The organism is uncultured Bradyrhizobium sp., assembly GCF_947648125.1.
GTDB lineage: Bacteria > Pseudomonadota > Alphaproteobacteria > Rhizobiales > Xanthobacteraceae > Bradyrhizobium.
This window is the reverse complement of sequence record NZ_CANSMR010000013.1, coordinates 144588-170303: the sequence shown is the minus strand read 5'-3', so window position 1 is coordinate 170303 and position 25716 is coordinate 144588. Positions and strand designations below refer to the sequence as shown.

The window sequence follows — 25716 nt, the reverse complement described above, 5'->3', positions numbered from 1 at the left end:
AAGCGCTAGCCTCGGCACCTAACAAATTCATGACAGTCAAGGGCCTGATCTCGGCATTCACCCAGCAGGAAGACCTCAATTTCCTGCTAACCAACCGGATTCCGCGGGCGGCGATCACCCGCTTCATGGGCTGGTTCTCCAAGGTCGAGAACCCCCTGGTGCGCGATGCCTCGATCGCCTGCTGGAAGCTGTTCTCCGACCTCGATCTGTCCGAGGCGAAGAAGACCGAGTTCAAGAGTTTGCACGATTGCTTTACCCGCGAGCTGAAGCCCGGCCTGCGCCCGGCCGTGGCCGATCCCGCCATCATCGCGAGCCCGTCGGATGCGATCATCGGCGCGCATGGACGGATCGAGAATGGACAATTGTTCCAGGTCAAGGGCGCACCCTATTCGCTGCTCGATCTTCTCGGCGATCCCGCGCTGGTCGAGCAGCACAGCAACGGCCGCTTCGTCACGCTGCGGCTGACCTCGAGCATGTATCACCGCTTTCACGCGCCGTATGATCTTGCGATCGACAAGGTCACGTTCATTCACGGCGACGTCTGGAACGTCAATCCGATCGCGCTGAAGCGGGTCGAGCGGCTGTTCTGCAAGAACGAGCGCGCGGTGCTGCGCGCGAAGCTTCCGACCGGCGAGGCGCTGACGCTGGTTCCGGTCGCCGCCATCCTGGTGGCGAGCCTCCGCCTGCATTTCCTCGACATCACGCTGAACGCGCAGTCGCGGGGCCCGGTGGATTTCCCCTGTGACGCGCATGTGAAGAAGGGCGACGAACTCGGCTGGTTCGAGCACGGCTCGACCATCATCGTGCTGGCGCCCAATAATTTCGAGTTCTGCGACAATGTCGCGGAGGGAACACGGATCAAATGCGGCGAACCGTTGTTGAAAAAGCCTACGAACTGATCTCGCTGTTTCCTGCGCGTCATTCTTTGAGCATGATCTCCGCGCAAACGCTTTTGCGTTTGTCGCAGGGAAAACCGGTTTCCACTTTTCCCGATCATGCTTTAGAATGGTTGGGATCGTCGTGCGACGATCCTAAATCGCAAACCTGATGGACACGAGATGGCGCGGACGCCTGTTCTGGCGGCGGGAGGCATTGTGCTGCGGCGGGAGGCTCCACCGCGCTTTGCCGTCGTGCGCCTGCGCAAGCGCAATGAATGGGTGTTGCCGAAGGGCAAGCTCGACGATGGCGAGACGCCGCGCGACGCCGCCGAGCGCGAGGTGCTGGAGGAAACCGGCCACGACGTCGAGGTGCATGAATTCCTCGGCACGCTGGTCTATGATTCAGGCGGACGCTCGAAGGTGGTGCATTACTGGCGCATGGATGCCGGCGGCAAGCCGGTGCGCGCGTTGATGAGCGACATCAGGGAAGTCGACTGGCTGCCGCTCGATGAAGCGCTCGATCGCCTGTCGCGCGGTTATGAGCGCGCGTTCCTGGAGAATGTCGGACCGATCGCGTTGCAGGCCGCGGCGAACGCCGAGCGTGAGCGGCGCGCGCGGTTGCGGGTTGCGACCGCGGAGCGACGGCGCGCCCAGCTTGCCGAAGAAGAGCCGGTCGCTGGCGCGCCCGTGGTCATCGATACGCCTGCGCTCGCTGAAGCACGCGCGGTCGCGGAAGTGCCCGCGGCCGTTGATGCGCGGACGGCAGATCTAGAACCGGATCAGCCGGCCGTGATCCCGGAGTATGCCGCAACGGATGCCGGAGAAGTGGCCGAGCGCGAGCACGTCGTTGAAGTGACTGCACCCGAAGCGCCGCCGGCATCCGCGCGCGAGATCGCACCCGTTGCCGCAGCCGTGCAGCCGACCCCGCGCAAGAACCTGATCGAGCGCGTGCGCGACTGGCTGCGCCGCGCGGCCTGACGCCGCGCGTTTCCAATCAATTGTGACGCTTGTCCTTGGGCTGCGGCCTCGCCGCGCGCGGCGGCGGTGCGCGCCGTTGCTGGACGCCGGGGCGTGGCTGCACTGCGGGCTGTTGCATGCCGGGGCGGACGCTAGGCGCGGCCTGCTGAATGCCGGGCCGCGCCTGGCCGGGTGCCGCCGGCGCAGGCTGCGCCGCGCCCTGTCGCGGCGCGCCCGGTTGACTTGGCTGCCCCGGCTGGCGCGCGCCGCCCGGCACCGGTGTGCGTCCGGGCTGCAGGCCGCCTTGACGTGCAGGCGGTTGTTGCCCGACGGGTGGCGCTGCGCCGCCTTGGCGTGAGGGTCCTTGGCGTGAGGGTCCTTGGCGCGCAGGTTCTTGGCGCGCGGGCTGTTGTCCCGCAGGCCGTTGTCCGCCCGGCGTCTGGACGCCGGGCGCGTGCGGCAGTGTCGTGCCGCCGGGCTGGCCGGGCAGCGCGTGCTGTGCGCCGCCTTGCTGCTGCGTGCCCGGCTGCTGCTGCGAGCCCTGCCGGCCAGGTGTGCCCGGTTGCGTGCCCGGTTGCTGCGGCTGGCCCGGACGGTTCGGCTGGCCGGGCTGCTGCAACTGGCCCGGACGGTTTTGCTGACCCGGCTGCTGCGGCGCATTGCGGTTCTGGCCCGGCAGGCCGTTCTGGCGCTGCGGGTTCGGCTGCACCGGCTGGCCACGATTCGGATAGGGCGCGGCCGGGTTGGCCCTGCGGAAGTCGGGATTGGCTCTGCGGAAGTCACGCTGCTCGGTCACGACCTGACGGCCCAACGTCTGCGCGGAATGCACCGCGCGCACGAAACCCTGATCGCGCGTCATCTGTTGCGGCGAGATCGTCAGCGGCACCGCGGCGAAGCGGGCGCCGCCGGTGCCTGGACGAATCGCAAAGCCGCTCGCGCCGCGCGTCAGCACGCCGAGCGAGGCGCCGCTGCGGTCGTTGACCTCGATGCGGCCGACATGTCCGTCGGCGTCGGGATAGAGCTTGATGCCGACATTGTTGCCGGTCGCATTCGCGCCTTCCGGTACTTCGACAAGGCCTGTGGTGCCGCGGATGCCGAGCGTTGCGGTCGGGGTCGAGATCTTCATGTCGCCGGTCTTGGCGACGGCTGCGGCGACGAACGCCGCGGTTCCCTTGGCGACGTTGAACAGCGCGCTGTTCTGCTGGCCGCCGTCCTCGTAGACGTAGTTGTCGATCGTGATCCTGGCGTTGGCCCTCAGGTTGAAGGTGGTGCCGTCGTTGAAGGTGATGCCGAGCGAGGAGGTCGCGGATGTCGCGAGGTCGTCATTGGCGAAGATGTCGTCGCGGATCTGCAGCGGCGTCGTGGAGTTGTTGCGCGTGACGGTGGCGGTGCCGGTCAGCGTCGCGACGTTGCCGATCGGCTCGGGAGCTGCGGCCTGCGGCGCGGCGGCCGGAGCGGGCGTCGCAGGCGCTGGCGTTGACGGTGTCGCATTCGGCGCCGGGGCGGCCGAGGGCGCCGGTGCAGGCTGCGCTTGCGCAAACTGCGTCAGCTCCGGCGCGGCATTGGCTGTTGTATGCCAACCCATCGTGACGCCGGCACCAAGCAGGAGCGCATAAAGGAAGGCGCGGCGCATCACCATCGATTCCCGGGAGGCATTGGGGATCGGCAATTGAGCCGCGTCAGGCTGAATGCCGAATGAACGGTTCTGCCTTGTTGTCATGGCGGACCCGAACGATCAAGCACCGCACTCCCGGAAGGAAGCGCGGCGCTTGGTCGTTGTTGGGGGTTTTGGTTAGCCGCGTTTGTGAGGAGTGATGTTGAGTGGCTTCGCCGGCTTGGCCGCGGGAGCATAGTTAGCGGGCTGCGCGGCCGTCGCAGGAGGGACATAGTGAAAGACCGCCTTGCAGCCGTCGCTGAGCAGGGCGCGCTGGCGCACCATGCAGGCGGTGACGCGATCGACGTCGGGGATTTCCGAGCTGCACAGCCGCATCGCGTCGCCGGTGCACATCTGCTGCTGTTCGTCGGTGTAGGCATAGGACGCCGACGTCAGCAGACCGAGCGTGAACGCGGTTGCCGCCAGCAGTTTGCCATGACGCAGCGTCGAAGCGGTGAAAGCCATGATGTCCCCCTTGTGGTGGTCGCGCCGTTGCAGCGCGTTGTCGAGGCCATCACTAGGCAGGCTTGGTTTCGGCAATTCTTCGTGCGCACTGAAAAATGGTTTCGTCGCGTGCCCCGCTTGTTTCGTTAACCACACGCGGACGGTTGACGTCAGCCCTTACGGTGTCGCCGTCGCCGGAGCCCCCTCGAGCGCGAGCACGGCCTCGCGCTGGGCCTCGGGCATGGCGCGGATGCGGCGCCTGGCGGTGAAGCGGATCGCGGCAAAGCCGCCGAGGAACACCACGATCTTGCTGACGATGCCGAAGATCGGCATCACGACGGCCCATGTCGTGATCTCACAGGTCAGCGCGACGAAGGCGTTCACGGCGGCGGAGACGAACATCAACCCCGACCAGACGTAGCCGACCTTGACGGCGACATCGGGCACGACGGTCTGCGCGATCTCGGGCAGATAGCGGTTGAGCCAGCCGGGCTTGAGCATCACGACGCCGACGATGGCGTAGATCACGCTCGGCTTGAACAGCACGAAGCGCGGGTCATTCGTGAGTAATGTCGCGGTGCCGGCGGTGACCACCAGGAACAGGCTCAGCCATTCCATGGTGTCGATCCGCCTCCGGCGCACCATCTGGATGCCGATCTGCGTGACACCGAACGCGATGCCGATACCGACCGAAAGCGCGGTGTTGTGCGTCAGCAGGAACAGAACAAGAAAGACAAGGGTCGACGCCAGGTCGAGGGCGAGCAGCCTTGCCGCGGTAAAAAAGTGCTTCATCGGCCCTCGAACTCCGCTTGCCACGTTGTCATGTCACGCCGTGACGCAATCCGCGCCTGTGCCGGCACAGCAAAGGCAGATTGTGGGACCGCAAGCCTATCGATTTCTGAAATCGAGGAGTGAATTCTCACCCCGGCCGGGCGATTTCTGCGGTGTCCGTGGTTTGCGCGGCTGTCGCCCGGCGCCGAAACTCGGTCGGCGCCAGCCCGGTGTCCGCCTTGAAGGCGCGGTTGAACGGCGCCAGCGACTGGAATCCGGCATCGAGCGCAATCGTCAGCACCGGCACCTCGGCCTGGCCGGCATCGGCGAGCGCCGCCTTGGCCTCGTCGGGCCGGTAGCGGTTGAGGAAGGCATTGAAGTTGCGGTGGCCGAGCCCGTCATTGATCAGCGTCCGCAGCCGGTATTCCGGCATGCCGAGCTTGACCGCCAGTACGCCGATGGTCAGCCCCTCCTGCCGGTAGGTCCGCTCGGTCGCCATCAGGTGCTTGAGATGATTGAGCGCGGCCTGGCTGGCGGCAGGCGGCCCGGCATTCGCGAGCGAACGCGCGACCGGCGCGGACTGGCCCCTTCCGCCGCCGGCAACCGCCGGCTGGCTCTCGGGCGGATCGAACAGCATCATCCAGATCGCGATCAGCGCGAATGCGGCAAGCGCGAGTGCGGCGCTGAGGCTGATGGAGCGGGTCGGAATCGCGGCGAGCCCGGCCGCGGCGGCGAACATCATCTGAAGGCCGATGCCGATCAGCAGCGCGATCCGGATCCGGCCGCGTGCCGTTGTCACGGCGGTGCGCCATCCCTTCGGAATCTGCGCGATCCCGAGCAGGGCGAAGGCGATCGTCGCCAGCGCCAGGGCGCGGCCGCACCGCCCGGCGAGATCGGGCAAGATGGTCCAGCAATTGTGACTCACAACGCCAAGGCCGGCGAGCAGCGTCCACACCGCCGCGTGCCAGGGCCGCAGCGTAAACCGCTCGTCGAACATCGCGCGCGCCCACAGCCAGAAGATCACCGGCGAGCCCATCGCGAAGGCGACGAACGGAGAGCTCCAGCCGAATGACGATGCGGGAAAGAATGGTGCCGTCGAAATCGCGTAGGCCGCGCCGGCAACGCCCATCGCGGCACCGAGATGCGCGGCGCGATGCACCGCCGCGTAGCGCAGCAGCAGCACCGCGCAAACCACCAGGAACAGCGCAACCACCGCGCCCCGGAGACCGAGTTCAAGAGCCGTCATCGCCATCGCAAGCCGCCCGCAGGTTCGATTCAACCTCGACACGGCTGCGCTTATAGCGCGTCCGGCGATCGACATGAAGCTGGGCACCTTCAATCGTCTCGTCATGCCCGGCCTTGTGCCGGGCATCCACGCCTTTAATTTGATTCAGCGGGAAAGACGTGGATGGCCGGGACAAGCCCGGCCATGACGGAGGTGATTTATTCAGGCGGATCTCGGAGCTCGCGTCCTAGCTGACCCGCTTCCAGGTCTGGCCGCCGCAGAACATGCCGCCGAAGGCGCAGCCTTGCACGCGCATCGCATTCGGGCCCTTCATCGCGATCGTCGAGTCGTAGTTGCGGCCGGAGTCGGGATCGTGGATGCGGCCGCTCCACTTGCTGCCGTCGGGCTTCATGTTGATCAGGATGCGTTCGTTGGTCTTCTCGGAGTAGCCGCACAGATTGGTGCCGCAGGCTTCGACGCGGACATTGCCCTTGTTCTCCTCGGTGGCCCAAACGCCGATCGGTCCGGTCGCCGGTGCCGGCGCGGCGGCAACAGGAGCGGCTTGCGGCTGCGGCGCTGGCTGTGCGGCGACCGGGGCTGGTGCAGGCGCAACGGGCGCGGGGTGGTCGACCGGCGGGGGGGCCGCGGTGGCAACCGTCGTCGATGCAGCGGGAGGAGCGGGTGGCGGGACCGCGGCAGCGGCCGGCGCAGCCGGCTGCGGCGCGGCGGCCTGAACCGGCGCGGGTGCGGGCGCCGGCGGTGGCGCGGGTGGCGGCGAGCTCGTCGACGAGGCGACATCGTCATCGTCGTCGGACTTCGAGCCGAGAGTCTTGCTGATGCCGCCGATCGTGCCGTTGTAGCCGGGCGCCGAGATGCGGATGCAGGACAGCGCGCTGCAATTGCGCGGCGCCTCGACATGGATGCGCTGGCCGTCGATCTGGAAGGTGATGCCGGTGCCGCCGGCATGCGCTGATGTGGTGGCCATCAGCAGCGCGGCGATCGCAACGAGCTTCTTCATCTTGGTCTCCATGGCTTTGAGCGGGGGGCGGCGATTGGTGCGGACGCTACGCGCGATCGGCTCCCGCTTCCGTGATGTGCATCACGTTGCGGGCAGAGCCGAATGGCTCGCCACGGTGACCGAGATCACTGCGCCGCGAGCACGGAGCCCCTAGCGTCATCGGATGTTTTGGAGGCTTCGATGAAGCGCTTCTGCCTGCTCGTCGCGCTGATGCTGTTCACGCCCTTCGCCCATGCCGGTGAGGGCATCACGTTCTCGATTGGCGGCCACCGCGTCCATCTGGATTCGACGCGCTGCCGCTCGCTGTCCTGCGTCTCGGTCTCGGGCGGCCCCAGGCGCGACGACGGCGCTGACAACGGCCGCGCGATCAAGCCGGTGCCCGCGCCCGCGGCGACGCCTGCGATCCCGGCCACGCCGGCCGCCAGCGCGCTGCCTGCGCCCGCGCCGGCAGCACCTGCCGCGCCGCCGCCGATCATCGTGTACAAGCCCGTCCCAGTCGCGCCCGTTGCCGCTCCGCCACCGTCAGCACCGTCGCCGCCGCGGGTGATGACGCCCCAGCCACCGCCGGTCGTCGCAGCTCCGCCGCCGCCGCCGGCTGCGGTACCCGCAGCGCCTGCGCGTCCGGCGCCGCCGGTGATGCGCGTCTCGCGCGAGACCGACGAGGCGGACGACGGTCCGATCGGCGACTGGCAGACCGAAGCCAATAATTTGGTGCGCATCCGGCTCTGCGGCATGGCGTTGTGCGGCTATGCGCTCGACAGGACCACGCGCGATCTCGGCGAAGCGGTGCTGATCAACATGAAGCCGAAGCAGGACGCGCGCTGGGATGGCGGCGTCACCAGCCAGGGCAGCGGCACCATCCGTTACGGCACGATCGAGTTGAAGGGGGCCGACAGACTGCGGGTCTTGTCCTGCGCGCTCGGCCGCGTCTACTGCACCAGTGCCGACTGGGTTCGCGTCTCGCGCGCACGGCAGCGCGTGATCACGCAGGGGCAACTCCGGGGTGAGCCGCGCTCCTGAACGCGCAGCTGTCCAATTTGTAACCGGATGCCGTCGAACCGTTTGCTGCCTCCCGGGCGACCGATAGAGGTCAACACTGTCGTCGCAAGCGATGGAGGCAAACATGAAACGCCTGAGCCTGGTCGCGCTGCTGCTCGCCGGCAGTGTCGCCGCCGCCCATGCCGACAACGACATCTACACCAACATGTCGAAAACAGAAGCGCGGCGACGACGCGCTGCATGGCGACGCCGCAGTGTGCGATGCAGAGTTCGGCGCGCCGCAGAACGGCACGCCGACGTCGCGGCAATACAAGAGCTGCATGCGCGCCCGCGGCTGGCGCTTCAGCCACGCCATCCGCGAGCCGCGCCGGCGCGACGACGGCTATCCCGACCCCGACAATGCCGGCCTCGTCTGCCACGGTTTCACGATCGGCGGCATCACCGGATCGAGTTGCACAAATTTTTGAGATGTCTCCGTCATTGCGAGCGAAGCGAAGCAATCCACTGTTCTGCATGCGGATGTATGGATTGCTTCGTCGTTGTCGCTCCTCGCAATGACGTGGATAGAGTCGGGCGCCGAGCGTTTGAAAATGCAAAGCGCCCGGCGAGGGCGGCCGCCGGGCGCTGAACTGATGACCTGGTCGAATGCTTTAGAACAGGCCGAGGATGATGGCGCCGACGAAGGCGAACGCGATGTACGCGGCCACAATGCTCAGCTTGCTCAGCAGAGGACTCGCGAAATCCATTGGACGCTCCCTTGGTTCACATCGCTACCCGCATTAACGCAAAAACTAGCAAGTGGTTCCCGGCCGAAAAAGTCAGCCTTGCTGCCAAGCTCGAGGTTCCCCCGTGATGCCGCATTGCGATGCGTGGCTCAAACAGGCGCCGAATCAAGGCGTTGAAGCGCCTGCAAATATATTCCGTGGCTTTGCCGGTTGGGTACGGGCCACCCGTCTCGGATACCGTCTGTCTGATTTCAGCAAGATTGTAATGTCGTCAAAAGCAATCTAAAGGTGAATGATGATGCCGGACACAGGATGTCGAACCCAATGCATTCGCGATCAAACGGCGCGGTGGCGATCACCTCGCCCCGTTGCGTCGTGATGCAGAGCATTCGCGGCGGCTGTTGACACAACGAGATCGATGCGATCGCGCGGGTTGCCGTGCCGGGTTCCACCGCATGGTTAAAGACGGCTGAAATCAAACAGTCGAAATGCGTTGAAGAGTCTTTAATCAAATTCGCAGAACCTCCGCGCCATGACGCGTGGAGTTCGTTTGTATCTCGTCGGCTCCCTTGTCCTTGTGTCGCTTGCTGGTTGCGGTCGCGGTCTGTTCCAGACTGCCGAGCGCGAACCGTGGCGGGCCGAGGCCGAGGCCGCTTGCCTGAAATCCGGCGCGGTCAAGGAAGGCCCGGACCTCGTCCGCATCGATCCGATCTCCGGCCCCGGTGTCTGTGGCGCCGAGTTTCCGCTCAAGGTCGCCGCGCTCGGCGAAGCCAGTTCAGCTTACGGATTTGCCGACGACAGCCTGCGTCCACCGGCGTCGGTCGGCAACCAGCCGCGTTGGCCGATCAATCGTCAGCCGAGCCCGCCGCCGTCGCAGGCGCCGTACTCCGAACAGGCTGTCGGCCAGCCGAGCTATGGCAGCCAGCCGAACGGACCGGTGTCGCTGTCGGCGCCCGGCGTTCCGCCGCAGCAGGGCGAGATCGAGTTGCCGCCGGAGGGCTCGCCAGATGCCAGCGGCGAGCGAGCTTATTATCCGGGCTTGCCCGGCAATCGGCAGCGCGAGGGCGCGGCCGCGCCTTATTCACCTGCGCCTTATTCCCAGCAGCCATCCGGCGCGGCGCCGCCGCCGCGGCTCGGCCCGTCGAACGGCAACCCGGTGATGGCGGTCGGCCCGGTCGCAGTGAAGCCTGCCGCAACGCTCGCGTGTCCGATCGTCTCGGTGCTGGAGCGCTGGCTCGCCGATTCCGTGCAGCCGGCGGCGCAGCGCTGGTTCGGCGCGCGCGTCGTCGAGATCAAGCAGATCTCGGCTTATTCCTGCCGCGGCATGAACGGCAATTCGCACGCGCATATTTCCGAGCATGCCTTCGGCAATGCGCTCGATATCGCGGCCTTCACGCTCGCCGATGGCCGACGCATCTCGGTGAAGGATGGCTGGAAGGGCCTGCCGGAGGAGCAGGGCTTCCTGCGCGATGTCCAGGCGGCCGCCTGCCAGCAATTCACCACGGTGCTGGCGCCAGGCTCTAACGTCTATCACTACGACCACATCCATGTGGATCTGATGCGCCGGGCCAGCCGGCGCCTGATCTGCCAGCCCGCTGCCGTCTCCGGCGAAGAGGTCGCGGCGCGTGCCGGCGGCCGTAGCCCCTATGCAGCGCGCGAACCTTATGTCACAGGATCGCTCGGCGGCAGAAAGCCGGCCCCGCGGGGTAAGGCGGGGGTCAACGAAGAAGACGAATTCGCCGACGAATAGGACGCGTCTGATACCCGTATTTTTACTGGGGGTGCCGTGCAAACGGTAGCCACTATTTGCTGCATATGCTCGCTGAGCCGGGTGCACCCGGCTGATTTCCGGGGGATAGCTTTGCAAGACGTGCCGATCATTCTCGTCATCGAAGACGATCGTGATCTTCAGATGATGGTAGAGGACGCCCTGAGGGACGGCGGCTATGAGCCGGCGATCGCGGGCTCGGGTGAGGAAGCCCTGACGCTGCTGAAGGCGTTCCGCACCAAATACAGCGCGCTGGTCACCGACATCCGCCTGCTTGGCCGGCTCGACGGCTGGCGGGTGGCACGCGGTGCCCGCGAGATCGATCCGTCTTTCCCGGTGCTCTACATCACCGGCGGCGGCGGCGACGAGTGGCCGACCCGGGGCGTGCCGGACAGCGTGCTGCTGAACAAGCCGTTCTCGCCCGATGAGCTGGTTGCGGCTGTGGCGAAGCTGCTCAAGAACGGCGCGCCGGCCTGACGGCGGTCTCGAGCCGCCTGCCGCGCCTGGTGGGCTGTTCGCGGCAGGCGCTTATTCCGTCTTTATAAGTTCTCGTCGCGGTTCTTCTCGAATTCATACGCCCTCGCGCTCATCTTCGCCGCAACAGCCGGAGAACGAAGATGACGACCTATCGCGCCTATATCGTCGGACCGCACAGCCGATCCATCGGCGTGGTCAACATGGATTGCAGCGATGACGATGCAGCCGTCACATCGGCCAGCCGTCTTGTCGACCGTCATGATATCGAACTGTGGCAGATGGACCGGCCGGTGGCGAGGTTCGACGCCTGTTCGAAGCAGGTGTTCCGGAAGTCGTGCGACATTGCGGCAGACGAGCGTGTAGACTCATAAGCGGGCAGCCATGGTCTCGATGCGCCGAACCAGTCGTTGAAGTGAACGATCTCAGCCGCGAGCACGCGCGCTGTTTCCGGAAACGACGATCGCCCGGACAATAAGCGCTATGCGTTCGCCGCGCATCCTGGGCCTAATTCGGCCTGAACGTTCGAGTGCAGCGAGCCCATGGAGGGCTGCCCAAAAAGTCTCCGTCACATCAGCTACCTCGACGCAAAACGGCGCGACGACCGCCGCGAGTGCTTCGAAACCGGCCCGCAGTTCGGGTCTGGTGCCAGCTTCGGCGAACCGCAAATCCGTTGGCAGCACAAACATGGCGTCGTAAAGCGCGGGACGATCCAGCGCAAAGGCGAGATAGGCCAAGGCGACATTCTTGAGGGCGTTTCGTCCTGTCGATCCGCTCGCTGCTTCGCGTAGTGCGACCGTGAGTTCCTTGAAGCCCTCGACGGCAACTGCCGCAACAATCGCATCCCGGTTCTTGAAATGTGAGTAGAGGACGGGCTGGCTATATTCGATCTCGTCGGCGAGACGGCGGACCGTAACGCCATCCCATCCTTCGCGCTCTGCGATCGCCCGCGCTGCCGCGACAATGCGATGCTCGCGCGCAGCCCGGTCCCTGGCTTTTCGCTCAGCCGTACCCAATCGTCGATCTCCCGGACCGGAAGGTCCAAATATATCAATATCATACCTGCGCTTGAAAATCTAGCGTTGCTATATATCTAGCATTGCTAGATATTGTTCTAAAGCTAGGTAGGGACGGTGTGATGCATTGGTTTGCACTCGGAACGGGATTGCTCCTGGCCTTGGGAATTATCGCGATCGGCACCAGCTATCTCGCGAGCCCGACAACCGCGACACGCAGTTTCGGCCTGCCGCTTCCTGAAAATGGCCCCAACATCGTCTGGTGGCTTCGCCTCAAGGGGGTGCGCGACATTGTGGCGGGATTGGCCGTATTGGCGTTCATGGTGTTCGGCGCGCCGCGCGAGGTCGGCATCATCCTGCTGGTTGAAGCCATCATCCCCATAGGGGACATGCTGCTCATTCTTGCAGCGAAAGGCTCGACCAAGAGCGCCTTCGGCATGCACGGTCTCACGGCGGTGATCATGGTCCTTGCAGCGATGCCCCTGATCATTGGAGTGCCCTGAGATGATGCATGCTCTCTCAATCTGGCTGCTCGCTGCCGGTTTCTTTGGCGCGGGCCTCTTCAACGCGATCAGCACGTCAGCGACGCAAAGCGATTTCGCTCGGTGGGGCTACCCGCGCTGGTGGGGCATTTTGACCGGTGGACTGGAACTGATAAGCGCTGTTCTGATTGCAATTCCCGCCAGTCGGGTTGTTGGCCTCGTGCTTGGGGCGGCCATCATTGCGGCCGCGGTTTTGACCGCTCTGCGCCACAGTGATTTTTCTCATCTTGTGCCACTTGGCGTCTTCGTCGTCTTGATCGCACTTGCCGCGACCTCGTCCTGAGCGCCGCCCGGGGTGTCGCGCGGCGCGATCCCTGATGATAGACCTTGCGTCAGGTTCGTCATCAATGGAATCTCGATCATGACAGCAGAGAAGGTCGCACTCGTCACCGCAGGCGGCAGCGGCATGGGAGCGGCGGCGGCGCGGCGGCTTGCCGCAGATGGATTTCGCGTTGCGATCCTGTCGTCGTCGGGCAAGGGCGAGGCGCTGGCGGCCGAGCTCGGCGGCGTCGGCTTCACCGGCTCGAACCGTTCCAACGATGATCTGAAGCGCGCCGTCGACGGCGTGATGGCGCGCTGGGGCCGCATCGATGCGCTGGTCAACAGCGCCGGCCACGGCCCGCGCGCGGGCGTGCTGGAACTGACCGACGAGCAGTGGCACACCGGTCTCGATGTCTATCTGATGAACGTGATCCGCCCGACACGTCTCGTCGCACCTCACATGCAGGCGCAGAAATCGGGGGCGATCGTCAACATCTCCACCGCCTGGGCATTCGAGCCGAGCGCGATGTTTCCGACCTCCGCGGTGTTCCGCGCCGGGCTCGCCGCGTTCACGAAATTGTTCACCGACAGCTACGCCGCCGACAACGTCCGCATGAACAATGTGCTGCCGGGCTGGATCGACAGCCTGCCGGCAACCGACGCGCGCCGCGACAGCGTGCCGATGAAGCGCTACGGCAAGGCGGAGGAGATCGCCGCGACGATCGCGTTCCTCGTCTCCGACGGTGCGGGCTACATCACCGGACAGAACATCCGTGTCGATGGCGGTTTGATGCGGTCGGTTTGAAACGACCAGTAAGCCCGTCATCCTCAAGGCAAGTGAGCTTATGACTCACAAACGGCACCAAATATTCGCCGTCGTCCCGGCGAAAGCCGGGACCCATACTCCGCGGCGAATGTTGTGGAAGGGGCTCGTCGTTCCACCGACGCACAACAATGACCATCGGTGGTTATGGGTCCCGGCTCCGTGCGCAAGCGCGCACTCGGCCGGGACGACATTGAAGAGTGTGGCGGCGTTCGTACGCCTATGGGACGACGGTCTAGCTTCGAGCGCTGACGCGGCCTTGTCGCAACGCCCGACGCACTTGCGTCTACGCGCTGCGCGTCGCGTTCCAGGCTGCACGCGTCACAATTGCGGCGACCACAGATTGCGTTTGTCGTGATGACAAACTGAAAGCGCAGCGCTAGCCTTCCGTCAAATCAAAACATACGGGAGGAATGGCATGCCAGACGCAGCAGTTGCAGCACGCGCTTCGGACTCCACGCACAGCGAGACCACGCAACAAGTCGACGTCGCGGTCGTCGGCGCCGGTTTCGCCGGTCTCTATCTGCTGCATCGGCTGCGCAAGGCGGGCTTCTCGGCGGTTGCGCTTGAAGAGGGCGCCGACGTCGGCGGCACCTGGTACTGGAACCGGTATCCCGGCGCGCGCTGCGATATCCAGACCATCGATTACAGCTACACCTTCGATCCCGAGCTCGATCAGGCGTGGACCTGGTCGGAGAAATACGCGACCCAGCCGGAAATCCTGCGCTATCTCGGCTTTGTCGCCGACCGCTACGATCTGCGCCGCGATATCCGCTTCGGCACCAAGGTCACGCAGGCGACGTGGAATGACGCCACCGCGCGCTGGCAGATTGCGACCAACAACGGCGCCAATGTCTCGTGCCGCTACTACATCATGGCGACCGGCTGCCTGTCGTCGCCGAAGCCGCCGGAGATCGACGGCGTCAAGGACTTCAAGGGCGAGATCTATTTCACCGGCCGCTGGCCGCATCAGGGCGTCGACCTGAAGGGCAAGCGCGTTGCCGTGATCGGCACCGGATCGTCGGGCATTCAGTCGATCCCGCTGATCGCCGAACAGGCCGCGCAACTCACCGTGTTCCAGCGCACGCCGAATTTCGCATTGCCCGCGGGCAATGGCCCGGCGCCGGAGGATCGCAAGACCTTCTTCGAGACCGACCGTGCGGCCTATCGCGAGCAGGCGCGCTGGTCGATGGCCGGCGTGCCGTATCCGCAGCAGACCGTGGTGAGCTGGCAATTGAGCGACGCCGAGCGCCGCGAGCGGTTCGAGAAGGCGTGGGCGGCGGGCGACCTCGTCCACATCCTGACCCAGCTCTGGGCCGATCAGGCGGTCGATGTCGACGGCAACAGACTGGTCGCCGATCTGATCCGCGAGAAGATCGGTGCCGTCGTCAAAGATCCGGAGACGGTGGCGGCGCTCGCCCCGCACGATCATCCGTTCGGCGCCAAGCGTCCCTGCCTCGATACCAACTACTATGCAACCTACAACCGTCCGAACGTCACGCTGGTGAATCTGCGGCAGGAACCGATCAAGGCGATCACCGCCGGCGGCATCTCGACCGACAAGCGCAGCTTCGATGTCGATGTCATCGTGTTCGCCACCGGCTTCGACGCGATGACCGGCGCGATCATGGCGGTGCATCCGATCTCCGGCCGCGGCGGCAAGTCGCTGTCGGATGTCTGGGCGCACGGACCGCAGACCTATCTCGGCGTCACCGTCGCAGGCTTTCCCAATCTGTTCATGATCACCGGTCCCGGCAGCCCGTCGGTGCTGTCGAACATGGCGGTGTCGATCGAGCAGCATGTCGACTGGGTGGTCGATCGTATCGCCGCGCTGCGCGATGCCGGCTTCACCACGATGGAAGCAACCGAGACCGCGCAGGCCGGCTGGGAGCGGCACATGGCCGATTGCGCGACGCTGACGCTGCACCGGCTCGCCAACACCTGGTACACGGGCGCCAACGTGCCCGGCAAGCCACAGGGCGTGATGCCCTATACCGGCGGCGTCGGTCCGTATCGCAGCATCTGCAACGAGGTCGTCGGGCGCGGCATGCTCGGCTTCAAGCTCTCCGGTCCCGGAGTTGCCGAGCAGTGCAATGACGGCGAGGTGGTGCGTTTGCAGCCGGATGTGCGGCTGGTGCTCAATATGCTCGGCGAGATGAATCTGCCGCCGATCGAGACGATGGGGGCGCAGGGCGCGCGCGACTTCCTCAACGAGTTCAACAAGGGCCGTCCTGCCGGCCGCCCGGTCGGCGAGGTCGGCACCGGTATGCTGCAGGGCGCTGACGGTCCGCTGCCGTACAAGCTCTACCGGCCGGCGACGCCGGGGCCGCATCCGATCGTGGTGTATTTCCACGGCGGCGGCTGGGTGCTCGGCGACGAACTGTCCGACGATCCGTTCTGCCGCGATCTGTGCCGGCGCACCGGCATGATCATCGTCAGCGTCGGCTATCGCCACGCGCCCGAGCATCGCTTCCCGGCTGCCGCCGAGGACGGCTTTGCGGCGACGCGCTGGATCGCAGCCCACACCGCCGAGCTCGGCGGCAGGGCAGGGCCGGTGCTGGTCGCGGGCTGGAGCGCCGGCGGCAACATCGCAGCCGTCACCTGTCAGCTCGCGCGCGATCGCGGCGGGCCCGAGATCGCAGGCCAGCTGTTGATCTGCCCGGTCACCGACTCCTCGTTCGACCGGCCGTCCTACGTCGACAACGCGGCCGGCTACTTCCTGACCCGTGGGCTGATGTTCTGGTTCTGGGACCTGTACTGCTCGCCGGCCGACCGCACCGATCCGCGCGTCGCGCCGTTGCGCGGCAAGCTCGAAGGCCTGCCGCCGGCGTTCATTGCGACTGCGGAGTTCGATCCGCTGCGCGACGAGGGCAATGCCTATGGCGACGCGCTCGCGAAAGTCGGCGTCAAGGTCGAGCAGCTCAAGGGGAATGGCCACTTCCACTCGTCGTTCGTGATGGTCGACGTCATCATCACCGGCGTCAGTGGCCGCGTGAAGATGGCGAAGGCGCTAAGGCGTTTCGCCGGACTGCCCGAGGAGCTGGAGCAGGACAACGTCGCCGCGCCGAAGGTCAACGCCGCGGCGAACTAGGGGAGCGCAAATCCCCGCGGCCTGCCCGCGGGGATTTCGCACGACTCCGCAGCTCCAGTTCAATCGGAGCCGGAAGCTCTAGAGGAAGGCGAGGTGCTCCACCTTGTTCACGACGTCGTCGAGCGTCTGCTTGGTGGCCGCGCTATCGCCGCCGGCCATGAACACCTGCCAGAACTGCCGATCGACATTGTGCAGATGCAGGATGGACACGCGAACGCCGTTCTTGTTGCCGGCGACCTCTGACTGGGTATTGACGACATCGGTGAAGCCGTTCTGCTTCAGCGTGTTGGCGACGACGCCCTTGAGCTCGCCGACATTGGCGAGCGCCTCGCTGAGGCCCATGCTGCGGAAATTGAAAAACAGGAACGCCATGCGACACCTCCTTCTGTTGCGGACGAGCGCAGCGCGCGGAAGTGCGCCGAACTGGCTCTTTCGCTCAACCAGAAGTGTATTTCCCTGTTGAATAATCGCGTTATGAGTGGCTTCACAGGAGCCGCGTCCGCGGCCGTGCGGCATTTGAACGCATGGGCTCGTCTAGCCGAGCTCGAATGTCGTGACGCCGAACACGCGATCGATCCGCAATGGCGGGATCGCGCCGGTATACATCCGCGCGGTCTCGAACACCGGCGACAGCCCGAGGCCTTGCGCCAGCGCCACGGCGTCGCGGTTGACCGCGGGAACATCGAGGAAGATGTCGCCGCTGCCTGCGCTGGCGAGCAATGCCGAAAGAATGGACTCAGCGGCGGCGCGGTCGTCGGCGACGAGCGGACCGATCTTGCGGCCGGTGCGGCATGGACGGATCACACCCCAGCCGGCCAGCCGGCCGTCGCGCATCAGCGCGCGTCCGACATGCCCTGATGTGTTGATCCAGGCACGCAGGAAGGCCGGACGCGGTGCGGGAAACACCGTGGCGTCATCGGTCTCGACCAGCGCCATAGGCACCTCGGTCAGCGCGACGATACCGGCGTTCGGCGCGGACGGTACGGTGACCGTGCCGCCGTAGCGCACATTGGCGTAAGCGAGCGCGAAGCCGGACTTTTGGTAGTTCGCCTGCTGCGCCACCACGCCATCGAGCCCGATCACGCGCGGATGCGCATGCGCGATGGCCGCGTTCCAGATCTTCAGACCATAGCCGCGGCCGCGCAGATCCGGGCGCACGATGTAGAAGCCGAGGAAAGAGAAACGCGTGCCGTAATTGACGCAGGAGATCACCGCGGCCGGCTCTCCGTCGAGCTCGCCGATCAAGAATCCCTGCGGATCTTCGGCGGCAAAGCAGGGCGCATCGGCGAGACCGGGATTCCATCCCTCCGCCGCGGCCCAGTCCACCGCCAGCGCGATTTCGTCGGGCTGCATCGTGCGTATGATGATCTCGTTCATGGCCGATGATCTCTTCGCGCCGGTTATTGATCGTGCACATCGACGGCGGGAGAACAATCCCCCTTGGGGGCCTAAAGAGTGTGGGTCCGTCAAGCTGAGGAGGCCGCAGGGACCGCGCCGGTGCGGCGCCATGCTCAGGCGATACGAAGGACGAGGCTGACCAGTTCGGGCTGGCGGTGCGTGCCGGTTTTGGCGAAGGCCGACTTCAACTGGTTGCGTGCCGTGTCACGAACGATTCCGAGCCGTTCGGCAGCGTCGGCGATCGAGAGGCCGCCCGCGAGCAGCGCCACCAGCCGCGCCTCTGCCGGCGTGAGGTCGAATGCTTGGGCGATCAAGCCAGGCTCGGGCATCGCGTGTGGCGTCAAATTGACGAAGACCAGCATCGCCCGTGCGCCGAGGAAGACGTTGCGTGCCGCACCGTCGATCGGCAACACGCGCAAAACCACCGGCCCCTTTTGCGTACGGCGGATCAGGATCGGCTCGATTGGCAGCGCCGCGCGCTCGGGTGCGGCGCGGATCAGATCGACGACTTGATCAAGCCGCGCCTGTGCCGCCCTGTCGCGCACGATCAGCCGGCGATCCCTGATCCTGATGTCCGCATCGAAGCCGGCATCGGCGGCTGCGTTGCGATCGATCACAAGGCCTGCGCGGTCGAGTACGACGGCCGGCTGCCGCACCCGGTCGAGAATGCCGGTCATGGAGGAGAGCGCGATGCGGCCGACCACAGTCGACAGTGTCGCTGTCTCCGTCAGGCGCGGCCCCAGCTGCGCCAGCAGCCGCGTCTCGCGTGTATCGAAAAGTCCTTCCTCTCCGGTGCGCTGCAACGTCAGCACCCACGGTGCGCTGTCGGCCCAGAAGCCGATGCCGGCGAACCATTTGAAGCCGAACGGATACAGCACCTCATTGTACATCGGATCGGACCGGATCTGCTCGGGTGTCAGCAAGTCCTGATCGGTGATCACTTCGCCGGCCATTGCTCGCGGAATGCCTGGAGCGCGCGAATCCTGCTCATGCCAGTTGTGTGCGAAGTAGAGCTGCACCATCTCTTCGGTCGACGCCGTGCGTGGCACGTCCGGGGTCCGCACGTCGCTTTGCAGCAGCACGGCGCCGGTTGCACCCACCGCTTCGCAGATCGACGTCATGATGTCGGTCCACGCCGTCGGGTCGACCACTGCGTCCCCCAGCCGCGCCATTACGCTGGACATTCGATCTGGGTCGATATCCCCGTTCATGCTGGGAATTGTCGCGCGAGGTGGCGTCGCGCGACAAGCGCCAAGTTGCGGTCCTTCCAAAAGAAATAGTCGTATTGGATCGTTACGCGCCTGTCTTGCGACGGCCGGGGTTCAATCCGCTTGCTTTGGCCGGTATGCCGCGAAGAACACGCGCGTCGCGCTGTCGACGACATCAGCGATCCGCTCCGGCGAGGGCGACGGATTGGCCTGGAAGATGAACGCCTGGAACAGCGTCGCCTGGCACATCTGCATGAACTGCCAGGCCGCGAGCTGATAGTCGTCGATCACCAGCTCGCCGAGTGCGGCGCGCGCCTCGAGATAGGCCGCGAAGCGGTCGACGGTGTGGGCGATCACATGGGTGTAGAACCGGCTGCCGAGCTCGGGCATCCGCTCGGCGATCGCCATCACGGTGCGGATCGCCGAGCCGCCGCCGGGGCGACACAGCACCGCGACATACGCGCGGCCGAATTCGGGGAGGGTGGTGTCGACGTCGCGCGCCGGATCGAAGTTGAAGGCGACCTTGCCCTGCTCGTGCTTTTCCTCCTCGACGATCGCCGCGAACAGCCCGGCCTTGTCGGGGAAATACACGTACAGGGTGCCCTTGGAGACGGCGGCGGCGCGGGCGATCTCGCCCATGCTGGCGCCGTCAAAGCCGAGCTCCAGGAACACCTTGCGGGCGCCGTCCAGGATCTGGCGGCGCTTCGAGGACTCCTCGTCGCCGGCGACGAGGTGGAGGGGGTTTGGGGACGCTGCAACCATTGATTTAGCTTCTCGCGAAAGAACCCAACCCGGAATCAGTCCGGGAAGAATCGAAGCCTTATAATCCGCTCGGCGGGAATGTAGATTGACCGAACCGTTCGGTCAATGGTATTGGTGGGAGTGACGATGCACCGCACGGCCGTTCTTCCGCCATGCGCGTGTCGAGTTTTTTCTGGGGAGCCTCGGTTATGGCCGCAGCACGGGATCAGGCTGCACGCATTGTTCGTTCCGAGCCTGAGATGGCTGAGGACGCGATGGCGCGCGACGCATCCGTCGATCTCGGCGAGCAGGCCAGAACTGACGAAGCTAAAAGGGCCGACGAGGCCAGGGGGCCTGTCGAAAAGGGTCCCGGTGACAGGCGTCCCGCCGAGGCACCGCCCGCTTCTGCGCCCGAGAAGGCGGCGTCGCCCGCCGCCGCGGCACCGAAGTCCGGCAAGCGCAAATTCGTGATGATGGGCGTGGTCGGGCTGCTGGCGCTCGCCGCCGCGAGCTATGCCGCTTACTACCTGATGGTCGGGCGCTTCTATGTCTCGACCGACGACGCCTATGTCCGCGCCAACAACACCATGCTCGGTGCGCGCGTCGCGGGCCATATCGCTGCGATCCTGCCTGGCGACAACGCGCTGGTGCGGGCAGGCGATGTGATCTTCCGGATCGATGACGGCGACTATCGTATCGCGGTCGACGCCGCGCGCACCAGGATCGGGACGCAGCAGGCGACGATCGAGCGCATCGGCCGCCAGGTCGCGGCCGCGGTGAGTTCGGTCGAGCAGGCGCAGGCGCAGCTGGTGTCCGCCCAGGCCGGCCTGAAGCGCGCGGATCTCGATTTCGATCGCCAGCAGGCGCTGAGCACCAAGGGTTTTGCCTCGCGCGCCACCTTCGAAGTGTCCGAAGCCGGCCGCGACCAGGGGGCGGCTGCGGTGCGCTCGGCGCAGGCGGCCTATGATGCTGCCAAGGACAATGTCGAGGTGACCAAGGCGCAGCAGGCCGAGGCCCGCGCCCAGCTCGCCGAATTGCAGACCCAGCTCGCCAGGGCCGAGCGCGACCTCGATTTCACGAAGGTGCGCGCGCCGGTCGACGGCACCTTCTCCAACCGCCTGGTCAACACCGGCGACTACATCAATGTCGGCCAGCGGCTCGGCAATGTGGTGCCGCTCGACGGCGTCTTCATCGACGCCAACTACAAAGAGACCCAGCTCAAGCGCATCCGCACCGGACAGCGGGTGACGATCAAGGTCGACGCCTACGGCTTCCGCAAGTTCACCGGTATCGTCGACAGCATTTCGCCGGCGGCAGGCTCGGTGTTCACGCTGCTGCCGCCCGACAACGCCACCGGCAACTTCACCAAGATCGTGCAGCGCCTGCCGGTCCGCATCCGGGTGCCGAATAGCGTCGCCAAGCAGGGCATGCTGCGCGCCGGGATGTCGGTCTACACCACCGTCGACACGCGAGAGGGCGCGGCCGATGCCGACGCCGATACCGACCTCGACGCACCGATGATGATCCATCCGCAGTGATGAAGCTTCGGACGCAGTCCGAGGCTCGGAGCCTGATGAGCCCATGGCCGACGCGACCACTGCTTCGCCCTCGATGATGACCGGCGCCTCGGAGTCCGAGCGCATCCAGCCGAAGCGGCTGTTTGCCTTCATCATCATGGTGTTCGGCATGTTCATGTCGATCCTGGACATCCAGATCGTCTCGGCGTCGCTGACCGAGATCCAAGCCGGCCTGTCGGCATCCTCGACCGAAGTGTCGTGGGTGCAGACCGCCTATCTGATCGCCGAGGTGATCGCGATCCCGCTGTCCGGCTTCTTGTCGCGCGCACTTGGCACCCGGCTGTTGTTTGCGATCTCGGCGTTCGGCTTCACGGTGTCGAGCCTCTTGTGCGGCTTCGCTTCCTCGATCGAGCAGATGATCCTGTGGCGCGCGTTGCAGGGCTTTCTCGGCGCCGGCATGATCCCGACGGTGTTCGCCTCGGCCTATTTGATTTTCCCGCGCTCGAAGTTTTACATCGTGGCGCCGATCATCGGCCTAGTCGCGACGCTTGCGCCGACGGTGGGCCCGACCGTCGGCGGCTACATCACCGATTTGATGTCGTGGCACTGGCTGTTCTTCATCAACATCGTGCCCGGCGTCATCATCACCATTGGCGTATTGGCGCTGATCGATTTCGACCAGCCGAACTTCGCGCTGCTCGATCGCTTCGACTGGTGGGGCCTGATCTTCATGGGCGGCTTCCTCGGCTCGCTCGAATATGTGCTGGAGGAAGGCCCGCAATATGAGTGGCTGCAGGACACCTCGGTCGCGGTCTGCGCCGCGGTCGGCTTCGTCTCGGCGATCGCCTTCTTCTGGCGGGTGCTGACCGCGGAGGAGCCGATCGTCGATCTCTACGCCTTCTCCAACCGCAACTTCGCGGTCGGCTGCGTGCTGCAATTCTGCATCGGCATCGGGCTCTACGGCCTGACCTACGTCTATCCGCGCTATCTCGCCGAGATCCGCGGCTACAGCGCGCTGATGATCGGCGAGACCATGTTCGTCTCCGGCGTCACCATGTTCCTGATGGCGCCCGTCATCGGCCGGCTGATGCAGAAGGTCGATTTGCGCTACATCATCGCCTTCGGCCTCGTCACGTTCGCGCTCGGCTCCTGGCAGATGACCTGGATCACCCGCGACTATGATTTCTACGAGCTGTTGCTGCCGCAGATCCTGCGCGGCATCGGCATGATGTGCGCGATGGTGCCGACCAACAACATCGCGCTCGCCACGCTGCCGCAGGACCGCGTCAAGAACGCTTCCGGCCTGTTCAACCTGATGCGCAACCTCGGCGGCGCGCTCGGGCTCGCTGTCATTAACGAGGTGCTCAACGACCGCACCGATCTGCATATCTCGCGATTGCAGGACCGCGTGACCTGGGGCAACACCACCGCGGTCGAGACCCTCAACATGCTCACCCAGCGGATGCAGGGCATGGGCGATTCCGCCATCATGGCGATGAAGCAGCTCTCGCAGATCGTGCACCGGCAGGCCGCGGTGATGGGCTATGGCGACGCCTTCCTCATGCTGTCGCTGTTCTATGTCGCGCTCAGCGTTCTGGTGCTGTTCGTCAACAAGCCGCCGTCATTGACCACGGGCGGCGGCGACGCGCATTGAGCGCATCGGCTTCGCGCGCGATGTGTGCCCGGTCGCGTGCAGAGCGTTGCATCATCGACACGTTGACGCACTCACGCGCTTGTCATCTTGCCAATCGCGCGTGATGCATTTATAAGCAGCGCCATCGTTTCACGAACCGGGGAGATGCACATGATGTCGTTTGTTTCGCAGACCGTGCGCCCGCGTTCGTTGCTCCTGGGCGCTCTCGCGCGTTAGGTCCCAGCGCTGAACGGGCTTGATGCCCGATCATCCAAACTTCCCAACAATTTATCTACAATTTCCAGCGACATAAGCGGCCGGATTCCGTCCGCATGTCGCCTCAGATGGAGCCGGCTTGCGCAGCAGAAGCGCGGCCGGAATGTGCCATGACCTCTCTGACCAACAAGCGACCGGCCGCGATCCGGATCGTCCTGCCATTCGTGTTCCGCCATTGGCTGGAGCAGCCGCTGCGCGCCTTCGCGGTGACGGCGGGATTCCTCGGCGCGACCGCGGCCGACCTGTTCATGCCGGTATTCTCCGGCCATCTGGTCGACGCGCTGACCGCGGGCGCGACCGATGCCGCCGCACGCCATGCGGCGATGCTGGCGTTCGGCGCCATCGTCGGCCTCGGCGCGCTGTCGCTGATGCTGCGGCTGGTCGGTATCCAGACCATCGTGCCGTTCACGCTGAAGACGATGTCCGATGTCGGACAGCAGGCCTTCATGCGCGTGCAGCGCTTCTCGACCGACTGGCACGCCAATTCGTTCGCGGGCTCCACCGTGCGCAAGATCACGCGCGGCATGTGGGCGCTCGACCTGTTGAACGACACCATCCTGATGGCGCTGTTGCCGTCGCTCGTGGTGCTGCTCGGCTCGATGATCCTGCTCGGGCTGCACTGGCCATCGCTCGGCGCGGTGATCGCCGTGGGTTCGGTGATCTATGTCGCGATGACCATGGTGTTCCAGGTGCGCTACGTCGCGCCTGCCGCGCGCGTCTCCAATGCGTGGGACACCAAGGTCGGCGGCACGCTGGCCGATGCCTTGACCTGCAACGCGGTGGTGAAGTCGTTCGGCGCCGAGACGCGCGAGGACATGCGGCTCGACGGTGTCATCAGCCGCTGGCGCCGGCGGGTGCGGCGGACCTGGTTCCGCTACAACCACACCTCGACGGCGCAGCTCCTGGTGCTGCTGTGCTTCCGCGCCTCGGTGATCGGCGGCGCGATCCTGCTGTGGGCGGCCGGCCAAGCCACGCCGGGCGACGTCACCTATGTGCTGACCAGCTACTACATCATCCACGCGTACCTGCGGGATGTCGGCATGCACATCAACAACCTGCAGCGTTCGGTGAACGACATGGAGGAGCTGGTGCAGATCCATGGCGAGCCGCTCGGCATTGTCGATGCGGTCGATGCCAGGACGATCGACATCCAGGGCGGCCGTATCGTGTTCGACGACGTCACGTTCCACTATGGCGGCCATCGCTTGCCGCTCTATGACGGGCTGTCGGTCGACATCGATGCTGGCGAGCGCGTCGGCCTCGTCGGGCGCTCCGGCTCCGGCAAGACGACCTTCGTCAAGCTGGTGCAGCGGCTCTACGACGTCTCCGGCGGCAAAATCCTGATCGACGGTCAGGATATCGCCAAGGCGACGCAGCAATCGCTGCGCAGCCAGATCGCGATCGTGCAGCAGGAGCCGATCCTGTTTCACCGCACGCTGGCGGAGAACATCGCCTATGGCCGGCCGGGCGCCAGCATGGAGGCGATCGAGCAGGCGGCGCGGCTTGCCAATGCGCACGACTTCATCATGCGGCTGCCGAAGGATTACGGCACGCTGGTGGGCGAGCGCGGCGTCAAGCTGTCGGGCGGCGAGCGGCAGCGCGTGGCGCTGGCGCGCGCCTTCCTGGCCGATGCGCCGATCCTGATCCTGGACGAGGCGACCTCGAGCCTCGATTCGGAATCCGAGGCGCTGATCCAGCAGGCAATGGAGCGGCTGATGAAGGGCCGGACCTCGATCGTGATCGCGCACCGGCTGTCGACCGTGCGCAGCATGGATCGCATCCTGGTGTTCGATCGCGGCGAGATCGTCGAGCAGGGCACGCATGAGGTGCTTGCCGCACGACAGGGCGGTATCTACCGCGGCCTGTTCGAGCGGCAGGCGACCGAGTTCGGCCAGGCTGCGGCGGAGTGAGTGATGGCGCGTGGCTGACGGGCAGAGTCCCGTCAGCCGCGCGAGGTAACAGACCTGTTTCAGCGGATCGGCCACTTTTTGAGTGACACCACGCTCATCGCACCAATGAGGAAGGCTGCGTACGCGCCCCAAGCCACTCGAAGATAAACAGTATGCTCGGACGGGGTTACGTAGGTCGTGCTCGACTTTATCGACAGAGGGACAGTCTGTTCCAACGCAGGCATTGGGACCTTTCGACCAGTCAGAAATTGCCTTTCCATGGTTCCCTGATAAGTCAGGCAACCGAATGCAGCAATTGCGTACCCAAATAAGATCGCAAGCCGAACTACTTGTATTGCTCTCGAGGCTCCAACTTCAGGCTGTCGGTTGGACATGTTGTTGCTCGAC

Annotated in this window: 24 protein-coding genes; 14 read left to right on the top strand and 10 right to left on the bottom strand. The window is 65.4% G+C overall.

Features of this window, described 5'->3' with window-relative positions:
- Positions 1–29: 29 nt before the first annotated feature.
- Together asd and Q0030_RS23060 are read left to right on the top strand one after the other, a co-directional pair.
- Positions 30–899, top strand: a complete 870-nt coding sequence (asd, locus tag Q0030_RS23065) for an archaetidylserine decarboxylase (protein WP_298372046.1) — start codon at positions 30–32, stop codon at positions 897–899.
- Positions 900–1058: 159 nt separating this feature from the next.
- Positions 1059–1856 carry an NUDIX domain-containing protein gene (locus Q0030_RS23060; RefSeq protein ID WP_298371979.1) on the top strand — a complete coding sequence of 266 codons (798 nt, stop codon included), beginning with the start codon at positions 1059–1061 and terminating at the stop codon, positions 1854–1856.
- Between the two features lie 16 nt (positions 1857–1872).
- Here the strand turns inward: Q0030_RS23060 and Q0030_RS23055 are convergent, their stop codons facing one another.
- The 5 genes from Q0030_RS23055 to Q0030_RS23035 all read right to left on the bottom strand — a co-directional run bounded on the left by Q0030_RS23055 (position 1873) and on the right by Q0030_RS23035 (position 6947).
- Positions 1873–3555 (bottom strand): FecR domain-containing protein, encoded by a 1683-nt coding sequence (locus Q0030_RS23055; RefSeq protein WP_363323479.1) that lies wholly within the window; start codon positions 3553–3555, stop codon positions 1873–1875.
- 72 nt (positions 3556–3627) lie between these two features.
- Entirely contained in the window at positions 3628–3954 is a 327-nt protein-coding gene (locus tag Q0030_RS23050) for a hypothetical protein (RefSeq protein ID WP_298371977.1), read from the bottom strand.
- 156 nt (positions 3955–4110) lie between these two features.
- Positions 4111–4725, bottom strand: coding sequence for a septation protein IspZ (locus Q0030_RS23045; protein WP_298371975.1), 615 nt, complete (start codon positions 4723–4725; stop codon positions 4111–4113).
- 127 nt (positions 4726–4852) lie between these two features.
- Positions 4853–5956, bottom strand: a complete 1104-nt coding sequence (locus Q0030_RS23040) for a helix-turn-helix domain-containing protein (RefSeq protein WP_298371973.1) — start codon at positions 5954–5956, stop codon at positions 4853–4855.
- A gap of 220 nt (positions 5957–6176) precedes the next feature.
- Entirely contained in the window at positions 6177–6947 is a 771-nt protein-coding gene (locus Q0030_RS23035) for a DUF2147 domain-containing protein (RefSeq protein ID WP_298371971.1), read from the bottom strand.
- A gap of 180 nt (positions 6948–7127) precedes the next feature.
- Here Q0030_RS23035 and Q0030_RS23030 point away from each other — a divergent pair, with 180 nt between their 5' ends.
- From Q0030_RS23030 to Q0030_RS23010, 5 genes are all read left to right on the top strand, one after another.
- The gene (locus tag Q0030_RS23030) at positions 7128–7967 is read left to right on the top strand and encodes a DUF2147 domain-containing protein (protein WP_298371969.1); all 840 of its coding nucleotides are present in this window, start codon (positions 7128–7130) and stop codon (positions 7965–7967) included.
- A 233-nt stretch (positions 7968–8200) separates the two neighbouring features.
- Positions 8201–8413, top strand: a complete 213-nt coding sequence (locus tag Q0030_RS23025; protein WP_298371967.1) for a hypothetical protein — start codon at positions 8201–8203, stop codon at positions 8411–8413.
- A 790-nt stretch (positions 8414–9203) separates the two neighbouring features.
- Positions 9204–10421 carry an extensin family protein gene (locus Q0030_RS23020; protein ID WP_298371965.1) on the top strand — a complete coding sequence of 406 codons (1218 nt, stop codon included), beginning with the start codon at positions 9204–9206 and terminating at the stop codon, positions 10419–10421.
- A 111-nt stretch (positions 10422–10532) separates the two neighbouring features.
- On the top strand, positions 10533–10916 hold the full coding sequence (locus tag Q0030_RS23015; protein WP_092115949.1) for a response regulator: 384 nt from the start codon (positions 10533–10535) through the stop codon (positions 10914–10916).
- Between the two features lie 140 nt (positions 10917–11056).
- The gene (locus Q0030_RS23010) at positions 11057–11287 is read left to right on the top strand and encodes a hypothetical protein (protein WP_298371961.1); all 231 of its coding nucleotides are present in this window, start codon (positions 11057–11059) and stop codon (positions 11285–11287) included.
- A gap of 51 nt (positions 11288–11338) precedes the next feature.
- Here Q0030_RS23010 and Q0030_RS23005 read toward each other — a convergent pair whose 3' ends face one another.
- Positions 11339–11929, bottom strand: a complete 591-nt coding sequence (locus Q0030_RS23005; protein WP_298371959.1) for a TetR/AcrR family transcriptional regulator — start codon at positions 11927–11929, stop codon at positions 11339–11341.
- Positions 11930–12051: 122 nt separating this feature from the next.
- On the opposite strand from Q0030_RS23005, the gene Q0030_RS23000 reads away from it, so the two are divergent.
- The 4 genes from Q0030_RS23000 (at position 12052) to Q0030_RS22985 (ending at position 16646) form a co-directional block, all read left to right on the top strand.
- Complete coding sequence (locus tag Q0030_RS23000) at positions 12052–12432, top strand: DUF4267 domain-containing protein (RefSeq protein ID WP_298371957.1); 381 nt, start codon at positions 12052–12054, stop codon at positions 12430–12432.
- Position 12433: 1 nt separating this feature from the next.
- On the top strand, positions 12434–12754 hold the full coding sequence (locus Q0030_RS22995) for a DoxX family protein (RefSeq protein ID WP_298371956.1): 321 nt from the start codon (positions 12434–12436) through the stop codon (positions 12752–12754).
- Positions 12755–12832: 78 nt separating this feature from the next.
- The gene (locus Q0030_RS22990; RefSeq protein ID WP_298371954.1) at positions 12833–13537 is read left to right on the top strand and encodes an SDR family oxidoreductase; all 705 of its coding nucleotides are present in this window, start codon (positions 12833–12835) and stop codon (positions 13535–13537) included.
- 436 nt (positions 13538–13973) lie between these two features.
- Positions 13974–16646 carry an alpha/beta hydrolase fold domain-containing protein gene (locus Q0030_RS22985; RefSeq protein ID WP_298371952.1) on the top strand — a complete coding sequence of 891 codons (2673 nt, stop codon included), beginning with the start codon at positions 13974–13976 and terminating at the stop codon, positions 16644–16646.
- A gap of 78 nt (positions 16647–16724) precedes the next feature.
- Here Q0030_RS22985 and Q0030_RS22980 read toward each other — a convergent pair whose 3' ends face one another.
- The 4 genes from Q0030_RS22980 to Q0030_RS22965 form a co-directional block, all read right to left on the bottom strand.
- Positions 16725–17018 (bottom strand): hypothetical protein, encoded by a 294-nt coding sequence (locus Q0030_RS22980; RefSeq protein ID WP_176529805.1) that lies wholly within the window; start codon positions 17016–17018, stop codon positions 16725–16727.
- 162 nt (positions 17019–17180) lie between these two features.
- Positions 17181–18023, bottom strand: coding sequence for a GNAT family N-acetyltransferase (locus Q0030_RS22975; protein ID WP_298371948.1), 843 nt, complete (start codon positions 18021–18023; stop codon positions 17181–17183).
- Between the two features lie 134 nt (positions 18024–18157).
- Positions 18158–19228, bottom strand: coding sequence for a helix-turn-helix transcriptional regulator (locus Q0030_RS22970; protein WP_298371947.1), 1071 nt, complete (start codon positions 19226–19228; stop codon positions 18158–18160).
- A 138-nt stretch (positions 19229–19366) separates the two neighbouring features.
- Complete coding sequence (locus tag Q0030_RS22965; protein ID WP_298371946.1) at positions 19367–20014, bottom strand: TetR/AcrR family transcriptional regulator; 648 nt, start codon at positions 20012–20014, stop codon at positions 19367–19369.
- 188 nt (positions 20015–20202) lie between these two features.
- Between Q0030_RS22965 and Q0030_RS22960 the strand changes: the two genes are divergently transcribed.
- The 3 genes from Q0030_RS22960 to Q0030_RS22950 all read left to right on the top strand — a co-directional run bounded on the left by Q0030_RS22960 (position 20203) and on the right by Q0030_RS22950 (position 25329).
- Complete coding sequence (locus tag Q0030_RS22960) at positions 20203–21531, top strand: HlyD family secretion protein (RefSeq protein WP_298371945.1); 1329 nt, start codon at positions 20203–20205, stop codon at positions 21529–21531.
- Between the two features lie 43 nt (positions 21532–21574).
- Positions 21575–23164, top strand: a complete 1590-nt coding sequence (locus Q0030_RS22955) for a DHA2 family efflux MFS transporter permease subunit (protein ID WP_298371944.1) — start codon at positions 21575–21577, stop codon at positions 23162–23164.
- Positions 23165–23529: 365 nt separating this feature from the next.
- On the top strand, positions 23530–25329 hold the full coding sequence (locus Q0030_RS22950; protein WP_298371943.1) for an ABC transporter ATP-binding protein: 1800 nt from the start codon (positions 23530–23532) through the stop codon (positions 25327–25329).
- The last annotated feature ends 387 nt before the right edge of the window (positions 25330–25716 follow it).